This window comes from Citrobacter sp. LJND-P06, from assembly GCF_058188415.1.
The window spans coordinates 3,754,828-3,765,831 of sequence record NZ_CP187317.1 but is presented as its reverse complement, the minus strand read 5'-3'; the positions used below and the strand labels follow the sequence as shown (position 1 = coordinate 3,765,831).

General features: G+C 52.6%; 10 protein-coding genes. 9 read left to right on the top strand and 1 reads right to left on the bottom strand.

The window, feature by feature from the left end; translation table 11 throughout:
• Positions 1–11 precede the first annotated feature (11 nt).
• From murC to mutT, 9 genes are all read left to right on the top strand, one after another.
• Positions 12–1,487 (top strand): UDP-N-acetylmuramate--L-alanine ligase, encoded by a 1,476-nt coding sequence (gene murC, locus ACO7SM_RS17840; RefSeq protein ID WP_490468616.1) that lies wholly within the window; start codon positions 12–14, stop codon positions 1,485–1,487.
• A complete protein-coding gene (locus tag ACO7SM_RS17835; protein ID WP_490468615.1) occupies positions 1,480–2,400 on the top strand; it encodes a D-alanine--D-alanine ligase in 921 nt (306 codons plus the stop codon). The genes murC and ACO7SM_RS17835 overlap by 8 nt, the downstream gene beginning before the upstream one ends.
• 1 nt (position 2,401) lies before the next feature.
• Entirely contained in the window at positions 2,402–3,232 is an 831-nt protein-coding gene (gene ftsQ / locus ACO7SM_RS17830; protein WP_192611084.1) for a cell division protein FtsQ, read from the top strand.
• On the top strand, positions 3,229–4,491 hold the full coding sequence (ftsA, locus tag ACO7SM_RS17825; protein ID WP_192611085.1) for a cell division protein FtsA: 1,263 nt from the start codon (positions 3,229–3,231) through the stop codon (positions 4,489–4,491). The genes ftsQ and ftsA overlap by 4 nt, the downstream gene beginning before the upstream one ends.
• A gap of 61 nt (positions 4,492–4,552) precedes the next feature.
• A complete protein-coding gene (gene ftsZ, locus ACO7SM_RS17820) occupies positions 4,553–5,704 on the top strand; it encodes a cell division protein FtsZ (RefSeq protein WP_003018753.1) in 1,152 nt (383 codons plus the stop codon).
• A gap of 100 nt (positions 5,705–5,804) precedes the next feature.
• Positions 5,805–6,722 carry a UDP-3-O-acyl-N-acetylglucosamine deacetylase gene (lpxC, locus tag ACO7SM_RS17815; protein ID WP_162381022.1) on the top strand — a complete coding sequence of 306 codons (918 nt, stop codon included), beginning with the start codon at positions 5,805–5,807 and terminating at the stop codon, positions 6,720–6,722.
• Between the two features lie 279 nt (positions 6,723–7,001).
• Complete coding sequence (gene secM, locus ACO7SM_RS17810) at positions 7,002–7,505, top strand: secA translation cis-regulator SecM (protein WP_490468614.1); 504 nt, start codon at positions 7,002–7,004, stop codon at positions 7,503–7,505.
• A gap of 65 nt (positions 7,506–7,570) precedes the next feature.
• Complete coding sequence (gene secA, locus ACO7SM_RS17805; RefSeq protein WP_490468613.1) at positions 7,571–10,276, top strand: preprotein translocase subunit SecA; 2,706 nt, start codon at positions 7,571–7,573, stop codon at positions 10,274–10,276.
• A 59-nt stretch (positions 10,277–10,335) separates the two neighbouring features.
• Positions 10,336–10,728: an 8-oxo-dGTP diphosphatase MutT gene (gene mutT / locus ACO7SM_RS17800; protein ID WP_490468612.1), complete on the top strand. Its 393-nt coding sequence runs from the start codon at positions 10,336–10,338 to the stop codon at positions 10,726–10,728.
• A gap of 74 nt (positions 10,729–10,802) precedes the next feature.
• Here the strand turns inward: mutT and yacG are convergent, their stop codons facing one another.
• Positions 10,803–10,997 (bottom strand): DNA gyrase inhibitor YacG, encoded by a 195-nt coding sequence (gene yacG, locus ACO7SM_RS17795; protein ID WP_490468611.1) that lies wholly within the window; start codon positions 10,995–10,997, stop codon positions 10,803–10,805.
• Positions 10,998–11,004: the final 7 nt, after the last annotated feature.

The following is an 11,004-nucleotide window of genomic DNA, read 5'->3' as shown; positions in this document are numbered from 1 at the left end:
TGGCGTAAAGAATGAATACACAACAATTGGCGAAACTGCGTTCCATCGTGCCTGAAATGCGTCGCGTTCGGCATATTCACTTTGTTGGCATCGGTGGTGCTGGCATGGGCGGTATTGCCGAAGTTTTGGCCAATGAAGGGTATCAGATCAGTGGTTCCGATTTGGCGCCGAATCCGGTTACGCAACAGTTAACGAGTCTGGGTGCCACGATCTTTTTCAACCATCGCCCGGAGAACGTCCGTGATGCGAGCGTGGTAGTGGTTTCCAGCGCTATTTCGGCGGATAACCCGGAGATTGTTGCCGCGCATGAAGCGCGTATTCCGGTGATTCGCCGTGCAGAGATGCTGGCGGAATTAATGCGTTTTCGTCATGGCATCGCCATTGCCGGAACGCATGGTAAAACCACCACCACGGCAATGGTTTCCAGTATTTATGCTGAAGCGGGCCTCGATCCGACCTTTGTGAACGGGGGTCTGGTAAAAGCGGCGGGCGTACATGCGCGTCTCGGCCATAGCCGTTATCTGATTGCTGAAGCTGATGAGAGCGACGCGTCGTTCCTGCATTTACAGCCGATGGTGGCGATTGTCACTAACATCGAAGCTGACCATATGGATACCTACCAGGGCGACTTCGAAAACTTAAAGCAGACGTTCATTAATTTTCTGCACAATTTGCCGTTTTATGGTCGTGCAGTGATGTGCGTTGATGACCCGGTGATCCGTGAGCTGCTGCCGCGTGTGGGGCGTCAGACCACGACCTACGGTTTTAGCGATGACGCGGATGTGCGTATTGAAGACTATCAGCAGATTGGTCCGCAGGGGCATTTCACGCTACTGCGCCAGGACAAACCTGCGCTGCGCGTAACGTTGAATGCGCCGGGTCGCCATAATGCACTGAACGCGGCGGCTGCCGTGGCGGTGGCAACGGAAGAAGATATTGAAGACGAGGCAATCCTGCGTGCGCTGGAGAGCTTCCAGGGGACAGGACGCCGTTTCGATGTTCTTGGTGAGTTCCCGCTTGAGCCGGTAAACGGTAAAGCCGGTACGGCGATGCTGGTCGATGATTACGGCCACCATCCAACGGAAGTTGATGCGACTATCAAAGCCGCGCGCGCGGGCTGGCCGGACAAAAATCTGGTTATGCTGTTCCAGCCGCACCGTTTCACGCGTACGCGCGATCTGTACGATGACTTCGCCAACGTATTGACCCAGGTTGATACGCTACTGATGCTGGACGTTTATGCGGCGGGAGAGACACCGATCCCTGGCGCAGATAGCCGCTCACTGTGCCGCACTATTCGTGGGCGCGGCAAGATTGACCCGATTCTGGTGTCTGATCCTGCTCAGGTGGCGGAAATGCTGGCACCGGTATTAACCGGCAACGATTTGATTCTGGTACAGGGTGCGGGAAATATCGGCAAAATCGCACGTTCCTTAGCTGAAATCAAACTGAAGCCGCAAACTCAGGAGGAAGAACAACATGGCTGATAAGATTGCGGTCTTGTTGGGGGGAACCTCCGCTGAACGTGAAGTATCGCTGAACTCCGGCGCCGCCGTGTTGGCAGGGTTACGCGAAGGCGGCGTGGATGCGCATCCGGTGGATCCGCAAGAGGTTGACATCACCCTTCTGAAATCGATGGGTTTTCAGAAGGTGTTTATTGCGCTGCACGGGCGCGGCGGTGAAGATGGTACGTTGCAGGGCCTGCTGGATCTGATTGGCCTGCCGTACACCGGTAGTGGCGTGATGGCGTCTGCCATTTCAATGGATAAACTGCGCAGCAAATTGCTGTGGCAAGGGGCTGGATTACCGGTCGCACCGTGGGTGGCGTTAACGCGCGCTGAGTTCGAAAAAGGGCTTAGCGATGAGACCATGGCGCAAATTTCCGCATTGGGTTTACCGCTGATTGTGAAGCCGAGCCGTGAAGGCTCCAGCGTGGGAATGTCGAAGGTTGAAGAACATAATGCTTTGCAAAACGCATTAGCATTGGCTTTTCATCATGATGAAGAAGTATTGATTGAAAAATGGCTCAGCGGTCCAGAATTTACGGTAGCGATGCTCGGTGAAGAAATTTTACCGTCAATTCGTATCCAACCCGCTGGAACCTTCTATGATTATGAGGCGAAGTATCTGTCTGATGAGACACAATATTTCTGTCCTGCTGGTCTGGAAGTGGATCAAGAGGCTGCGTTACAGGCATTAGTCCTGAAAGCGTGGGCCGCGCTGGGCTGCAAAGGTTGGGGTCGTATCGATGTCATGAAGGACAGCGATGGCCAGTTTTATCTGCTGGAAGCCAATACCTCTCCGGGTATGACCAGCCACAGTCTGGTGCCTATGGCGGCACGTCAGGCGGGCATGAGCTTCTCGCAGTTGGTGGTACGAATTCTGGAGTTGGCGGACTGATATGTCGCAGGCTGCGCTGAACACGCGAAACAGTGAAGAAGAACTCTCATCTTCACGCCGCAGTAATGGAACGCGTCTTGCAGGTATTCTTTTCCTGCTGACAGTGTTGTGCACCGTGTTTGTCAGCGGCTGGGTGGTGTTGGGCTGGATGGAAGATGCGCAGCGTTTACCCTTGTCGAAACTGGTGCTGACCGGCGATCGGCATTACACGCGCAATGATGATATCCGACAGTCAATTCTGGCTCTCGGGGCGCCGGGTACCTTTATGACCCAGGACGTGAACATCATTCAGAGTCAGATTGAACGTTTGCCATGGATCAAACAGGCGAGTGTCAGAAAACAGTGGCCTGATGAATTGAAGATTCATCTGGTTGAATATGTGCCGATTGCGCGTTGGAATGATCAGCATATGGTGGATACGGAAGGTAATGCCTTCAGTGTGCCCACCGATCGGACCAGCAAGCAGGTTTTACCCATGTTATACGGCCCGGAAGGCAGCGCGAGTGAAGTGTTGCAAGGTTACCGTGAAATGGGGCAGGTGCTGGCTAAGGATAGATTCACCCTGAAGGAAGCGGCAATGACCGCTCGTCGTTCCTGGCAGTTGACGCTGAATAACGATATTAAGCTCAATCTGGGTCGGGGCGACACCATGAAACGTTTGGCTCGCTTTGTAGAACTCTACCCGGTTTTACAGCAGCAGGCGCAAACCGATGGCAAACGGATTAGCTACGTTGATTTGCGTTATGACTCAGGAGCGGCAGTAGGGTGGGTTCCCTTGCCTCCTGAGGAATCTAATCAGCAACAGAATCAGGCACAGGCAGAACAACAATGATCAAGGCGACGGACAGAAAACTGGTAGTTGGACTGGAGATTGGCACCGCGAAGGTTGCCGCTTTAGTAGGGGAAGTTCTGCCCGATGGTATAGTCAATATCATTGGGGTGGGCAGTTGCCCGTCGCGCGGTATGGATAAAGGCGGAGTGAACGACCTTGAGTCAGTGGTAAAGTGCGTACAGCGCGCCATTGACCAGGCTGAACTGATGGCAGATTGCCAGATCTCCTCGGTGTATCTGGCGCTTTCTGGGAAGCATATTAGCTGTCAGAATGAAATCGGTATGGTGCCGATTTCCGAAGAAGAAGTGACGCAGGAAGATGTGGAAAACGTGGTGCACACCGCAAAGTCGGTTCGTGTTCGTGATGAACATCGTGTTCTGCACGTTATTCCGCAAGAGTACGCGATTGACTACCAGGAAGGCATCAAAAATCCGGTCGGTCTTTCCGGCGTACGTATGCAGGCAAAAGTGCATTTGATTACGTGCCACAACGATATGGCGAAAAACATTGTCAAAGCCGTGGAACGTTGTGGCCTGAAAGTTGACCAATTGATATTTGCCGGACTGGCGGCCAGTTATTCCGTGTTGACGGAAGATGAACGTGAACTGGGCGTCTGCGTAGTGGATATTGGTGGTGGTACAATGGATATCGCCGTTTATACTGGCGGGGCGTTGCGCCATACCAAAGTAATACCTTACGCAGGAAACGTAGTGACCAGTGATATCGCCTATGCCTTTGGTACGCCGCCGAGCGACGCCGAAGCCATTAAAGTGCGCCACGGGTGTGCGTTAGGCTCCATCGTTGGGAAAGACGAAAGCGTGGAAGTCCCCAGCGTGGGTGGGCGACCGCCGCGCAGCCTGCAGCGTCAGACGCTCGCAGAGGTGATTGAGCCGCGGTATACCGAACTGCTCAATCTGGTCAACGAAGAGATACTGCAATTACAAGAACAGCTTCGCCAGCAGGGTGTGAAACATCATCTGGCGGCGGGGATTGTGTTAACCGGTGGCGCGGCGCAAATTGAAGGCCTTGCAGCCTGCGCCCAGCGCGTGTTCCATACGCAGGTGCGTATTGGTGCGCCGCTGAATATCACCGGACTGACGGATTATGCTCAGGAGCCGTATTATTCAACGGCGGTGGGGTTGCTTCACTACGGGAAAGAGTCCCATTTGAGTGGCGAAGCAGAAGTAGAAAAACGTGTTACGGCTTCAGTTGGCTCGTGGATCAAGCGACTTAATAGCTGGCTGCGAAAAGAGTTTTAATTTTTATGAGACCGGAGAAGATTAACGGTCTCAGGCGACAGGCACAAAACGGAGAGAAACTATGTTTGAACCTATGGAACTGACCAACGACGCGGTGATTAAAGTCATCGGCGTCGGTGGCGGCGGCGGTAATGCCGTTGAGCACATGGTGCGCGAGCGCATTGAAGGTGTTGAATTCTTCGCAGTCAATACCGACGCTCAGGCGTTGCGTAAAACTGCTGTTGGCCAGACCATTCAGATCGGTAGCGGTATTACCAAAGGTCTGGGGGCGGGGGCAAACCCGGAAGTCGGTCGCAATGCGGCGGACGAAGATCGCGAAGCTCTGCGTGCAGCGCTTGACGGGGCAGACATGGTGTTTATCGCAGCAGGCATGGGTGGCGGTACCGGTACCGGTGCAGCGCCAGTGGTTGCTGAAGTCGCAAAAGATTTAGGTATTCTGACCGTCGCTGTCGTGACTAAGCCCTTCAACTTTGAAGGCAAGAAGCGTATGGCATTCGCGGAGCAGGGTATCACCGAGTTGTCCAAACATGTGGACTCTCTGATCACTATCCCGAACGACAAACTGCTGAAAGTGCTGGGACGCGGTATCTCCCTGCTGGACGCATTTGGCGCAGCAAACGACGTGCTGAAAGGCGCGGTACAGGGTATCGCAGAGCTGATCACCCGTCCTGGCCTGATGAACGTCGACTTTGCAGACGTACGCACCGTGATGTCCGAAATGGGTTATGCAATGATGGGCTCTGGCGTGGCGAGCGGCGAAGACCGTGCGGAAGAAGCGGCTGAAATGGCTATCTCTTCTCCGCTGCTGGAAGATATCGACCTGTCTGGCGCTCGCGGCGTACTGGTCAACATTACGGCGGGCTTCGATCTGCGTCTGGATGAGTTTGAAACCGTGGGTAACACTATCCGTGCATTCGCTTCGGATAATGCCACCGTGGTTATCGGTACATCTCTTGACCCGGATATGAATGACGAACTGCGTGTTACCGTTGTTGCCACTGGAATTGGTATGGACAAACGTCCGGAAATCACCCTGGTCACCAATAAGCAGGTGCAGCAGCCAGTGATGGATCGCTACCAGCAGCACGGCATGGCGCCGTTGACGCAAGAGCAAAAACCGGTTGCTAAAGTGGTTAACGACAACACGCCGCAAACCACGAAAGAGCCGGATTATCTCGATATCCCAGCGTTCCTGCGCAAGCAAGCTGACTAAGAATTAGCTGGAATTTGGGTATCGTGGCTCTTTGTGCTAAACTGACCCGCCGAATGTATAGTACACTTCGGTTGGATAGGTAATTTGGCGAGATTATACGATGATCAAACAAAGGACACTTAAACGTATCGTTCAGGCGACTGGCGTCGGTTTACATACCGGCAAAAAAGTCACCCTGACATTACGCCCTGCGCCGGCCAACACCGGGGTCATCTATCGTCGCACCGACTTGAATCCACCGGTAGATTTCCCGGCCGATGCCAAATCTGTGCGTGATACCATGCTCTGTACGTGTCTGGTTAATGAGCATGATGTACGGATTTCAACCGTTGAGCACCTTAACGCTGCTCTGGCGGGCTTGGGCATCGATAACATTGTTATCGAAGTCAATGCGCCGGAAATCCCGATCATGGATGGCAGTGCTGCTCCGTTCGTCTACCTGCTGCTTGATGCCGGTATTGAAGAACTGAAAAGCGCCAAAAAATTTGTACGCATCAAAGAGACTGTTCGTGTCGAAGATGGCGACAAGTGGGCTGAGTTCAAGCCGTACAATGGTTTTACGTTGGATTTCACCATCGACTTTAACCATCCGGCTATCGACTCCAGTACACAGCGCTATGCGATGAACTTCTCTGCTGACGCGTTCATGCGCCAGATCAGCCGTGCGCGTACTTTCGGCTTCATGCGTGATATCGAATATCTGCAGTCCCGTGGTTTGTGCCTGGGCGGCAGCTTCGATTGTGCCATCGTTGTTGACGATTATCGCGTATTGAACGAAGACGGCCTGCGTTTTGAAGATGAATTTGTTCGTCACAAAATGCTTGATGCTATCGGTGATTTGTTCATGTGTGGTCACAACATTATCGGTGCATTTACCGCGTATAAATCCGGTCATGCACTGAATAACAAACTGCTACAGGCAGTCCTGGCGAAACAGGAAGCCTGGGAATTTGTGACCTTCCAGGACGACGCAGAACTGCCGTTGGCTTTCAAAGCGCCTTCGACTGTGCTGGCATAACGACACACCCTGTCGCATAAATTCGACTGGTTAATCTGGCACTCTCTCCGGCCAGGTAAGCCAGTCGTTTTTTTTGTAGCGTGCCCGTCATTTTTTCTGAAGCGATTTTTATGTGTTGCTGAATCGAAATGCAGCGCGTTCGCTGCTTTCTTAAGCATTTTTACCCTTCGCTATTTGTCATTCCTGCTGTAGTACAGCGGTATTAGTGATAAGATTTGTGCGCAAAAATAACGTTTAGAAAGCATAAGCCTGATAGCCGGGCTTCAAAGGTGACATTGAGTGAGTGGAATACTGACGCGCTGGCGACAGTTAGGCAGACGGTACTTCTGGCCGCATCTCTTATTGGGGATGGTCGCGGCGAGCTTTGGCCTGCCCGCTCTCAGTAACACCGAGCCTAATACGCCAGCAAAAGCGACAGCCAGCAACCACGATCAATCTGCGAAAGTAAACTTTAGCCAGCTTGCGTTGTTGGAAGCCACCAACCGTCGCCCGAATTTTACCGTCGATTACTGGCACCAACATGCGATTCGAACGGTTATACGCCATCTTTCCTTCGCAATGGCACCGCAAGCGCTGCCCGTTGCTGAAGAACCGTTACCGCTCCAGGCGCATCATCTTGCTTTACTGAATACGCTCAGCGCCATGCTGACTCAGGAAAGCCAACCGCCTGCGATCGTGCGCCAATTGGCGTACGCCCATTTTACGCCTCAGGCCGTATTTAACGTTTCCGTCTGGATTAGCCAGGCGCAGGGAATACGTGCCGGCCCTCAACGCCTCAGCTAACAACAACAAAACCTTTAATTCATTTTTATGACTTCGCTTCGCGGGGCGTTTGAGATTTTATTATTATGCTAATCAAATTATTAACGAAAGTATTCGGTAGTCGTAACGATCGTACGTTGCGTCGTATGCGCAAAGTAGTCGGCGTGATTAATGCCATGGAACCGGAGATGGAAAAACTCTCCGATGACGAACTGAAAGCGAAAACAGTAGAGTTCCGTGCTCGTCTGGAAAAAGGTGAAAGCCTGGAAAGCCTGATTCCGGAAGCCTTTGCGGTTGTCCGCGAGGCCAGTAAACGCGTCTTCGGGATGCGTCACTTTGACGTTCAGTTGCTAGGCGGTATGGTTCTTAACGACCGCTGCATCGCAGAAATGCGTACCGGTGAAGGTAAAACGCTGACCGCAACGCTGCCTGCTTACCTGAACGCATTAAGCGGTAAAGGCGTGCATGTAGTGACCGTGAACGACTATCTGGCACAGCGTGACGCCGAAAATAACCGCCCACTGTTTGAATTCCTCGGCATGAGCGTCGGCATCAACATGTCTGGCCTGCCTGCGCCGGCAAAACGTGAAGCATACGCGGCGGATATCACTTACGGCACCAACAACGAATACGGCTTTGACTACCTGCGCGACAACATGGCGTTCAGCCCTGAAGAACGCGTTCAGCGTAAACTGCATTACGCGCTGGTGGATGAGGTGGACTCCATCCTGATCGATGAAGCACGTACGCCGCTTATCATTTCTGGCCCGGCTGAAGACAGCTCAGAAATGTATAAGAAAGTGAACAAAATCATCCCGCGCCTGGTGCGCCAGGAAAAAGAAGACTCCGACACCTTTCAGGGTGAAGGCCATTTCTCCGTTGATGAAAAAGCCCGCCAGGTGAACCTGACCGAACGTGGTCTGGTACTGATTGAAGAACTGCTGGTGAACGAAGGCATCATGGACGAAGGTGAGTCACTGTACTCTCCGGGCAACATTATGCTGATGCACCACGTCACCGCCGCACTGCGTGCACACGTGCTGTTCACCCGCGACGTCGACTACATCGTGAAAGACGGTGAAGTTATCATCGTTGACGAACACACCGGTCGTACCATGCAGGGGCGTCGCTGGTCAGACGGTTTACACCAGGCCGTTGAAGCGAAAGAAGGCGTGGATATCCAGAACGAAAACCAGACGCTGGCCTCCATTACGTTCCAGAACTACTTCCGTCTGTACGAGAAACTGGCCGGTATGACCGGTACAGCAGATACCGAAGCATTTGAATTTAGCTCTATCTACAAGCTGGATACCGTTGTGGTTCCGACCAACCGTCCGATGATCCGTAAAGACATGCCGGACCTGGTCTACATGACGGAAGCGGAAAAAATTCAGGCGATTATTGAAGATATCAAAGAGCGTACTGCGAATGGTCAGCCGGTGCTGGTCGGTACTATCTCTATTGAGAAATCCGAAGTGGTTTCTAACGAGCTGGTGAAAGCCGGTATCAAACATAACGTTCTGAACGCCAAATTCCACGCCAACGAAGCGGCGATCGTTGCACAGGCGGGTTACCCGGCTGCTGTGACCATCGCGACTAACATGGCGGGTCGTGGTACTGATATCGTGCTGGGGGGGAGCTGGCAGGCAGAAGTGGCCGAGCTTGAAAACCCAACGCCGGAACAGATTGCACAGATTAAAGCAGACTGGCAGGTGCGTCATGATGCGGTGCTGACATCGGGCGGTTTACACATCATTGGTACCGAGCGTCACGAATCTCGTCGTATCGATAACCAGCTCCGTGGCCGTTCTGGTCGTCAGGGTGACGCCGGTTCTTCCCGTTTCTACCTGTCGATGGAAGATGCGCTGATGCGTATCTTCGCCTCTGACCGTGTTTCAGGCATGATGCGCAAACTGGGCATGAAACCGGGTGAAGCCATTGAGCACCCGTGGGTAACTAAAGCGATTGCTAACGCCCAGCGTAAAGTGGAAAGCCGTAACTTCGATATTCGTAAGCAACTGCTGGAATATGATGATGTGGCGAACGATCAGCGTCGTGCTATCTACAGCCAGCGTAATGAACTGCTGGATGTGAGTGACGTAAGCGAAACCATCAACAGCATCCGCGAAGATGTGTTCAAAGTCACCATCGATGCCTATATTCCGCCTCAGTCGCTGGAAGAGATGTGGGATGTTCCTGGATTGCAGGAACGCCTGAAAAACGATTTTGATCTCGACATGCCGATTTCAGAGTGGCTGGATAAAGAACCTGAACTGCACGAAGAAACGCTGCGTGAACGTATCCTGGCGCATGCTATCGATGTGTATCAGCGCAAAGAAGAGGTGGTCGGTGCAGAAATGATGCGCCACTTCGAGAAGGGCGTTATGCTGCAAACACTCGATTCGCTGTGGAAAGAGCACCTGGCGGCGATGGATTACTTGCGTCAGGGTATCCACCTGCGTGGCTATGCGCAAAAAGATCCGAAGCAGGAATATAAACGTGAATCTTTCGCCATGTTTGCCTCTATGCTGGAGTCACTGAAATACGAAGTGATCAGTACGCTGAGCAAAGTTCAGGTTCGCATGCCGGAAGAGGTTGAAGCCATGGAACAGCAGCGTCGTGAAGAAGCTGAACGTTTGGCGCAAATGCAACAACTGAGCCATAAAGACGATGATTCCGCCGTGGCAGAAGAGCTGGCTGCGCAAACGGGCGACCGTAAAGTGGGTCGTAATGATCCATGCCCTTGCGGTTCCGGTAAAAAATACAAACAGTGCCATGGTCGTCTGAGCTAAGGTCTGAATAAAAACGATAAAGGCGCAGATATCTGCGCCTTTTTTATGGACGAGATAATATGAAAATACTGCAAATCGCGGTGGGCATTATTCGCAACGACGCGGGGGAGATCTTCATTACTCAACGCGCCGCTGATGCTCATATGGCAAATAAATGGGAATTTCCTGGCGGTAAAATTGAAGCGGGTGAATCAGCCGAAGAAGCGATGATCCGTGAGCTACAGGAAGAAGTAGGCATTACGCCACAAGGCGCGGCCTTATTTGATACGCTGGAATACCAGTTCCCGGACAGGCATATCACCCTCTGGTTCTGGCTGGTCGAAAGCTGGGAAGGGGAGCCGTGGGGAAGGGAAGGACAACCGGGGCAGTGGATTGCGCAGAGCGAGCTGGATGCGAAAGATTTTCCTCCGGCGAATGAACCGGTTATCACGAAGTTAAAGCAGAATATGTAGGCCACAGGCCGGATAAGGCGCAGCCTCCATCCGGCAAACAAGGGCGGTTACCCGCCGACAGAACAGCAGCAGATTTACTGCTGTTCTTCGCTCCATTCATCACTCTCTGACATATCGCCAGAACTGGGAATGCGTTTTTCTTCGGCTGCCCATTCACCTAAATCAATCAACTGACAGCGTTTGGAACAGAACGGACGAAATGGGCTGACTTCGCCCCAGACAACACTTTTACCGCAGGTTGGGCAGTTAACGATGGTTTGTTCAGACATTTTCGCT

Excerpts from the sequence above, each read along its gene's own strand:
- yacG (WP_490468611.1), bottom strand. The coding sequence starts at position 10,997 with ATGTCTGAACAAACCATCGTTAACTGCCCAACCTGCGGTAAAAGTGTT.
- lpxC (WP_162381022.1), top strand. The coding sequence starts at position 5,805 with ATGATCAAACAAAGGACACTTAAACGTATCGTTCAGGCGACTGGCGTC.
- mutT (WP_490468612.1), top strand. The coding sequence starts at position 10,336 with ATGAAAATACTGCAAATCGCGGTGGGCATTATTCGCAACGACGCGGGG.
- ftsA (WP_192611085.1), top strand. The coding sequence starts at position 3,229 with ATGATCAAGGCGACGGACAGAAAACTGGTAGTTGGACTGGAGATTGGC.
- secA (WP_490468613.1), top strand. The coding sequence starts at position 7,571 with ATGCTAATCAAATTATTAACGAAAGTATTCGGTAGTCGTAACGATCGT.
- ACO7SM_RS17835 (WP_490468615.1), top strand. The coding sequence starts at position 1,480 with ATGGCTGATAAGATTGCGGTCTTGTTGGGGGGAACCTCCGCTGAACGT.
- ftsQ (WP_192611084.1), top strand. The coding sequence starts at position 2,402 with ATGTCGCAGGCTGCGCTGAACACGCGAAACAGTGAAGAAGAACTCTCA.
- ftsZ (WP_003018753.1), top strand. The coding sequence starts at position 4,553 with ATGTTTGAACCTATGGAACTGACCAACGACGCGGTGATTAAAGTCATC.
- murC (WP_490468616.1), top strand. The coding sequence starts at position 12 with ATGAATACACAACAATTGGCGAAACTGCGTTCCATCGTGCCTGAAATG.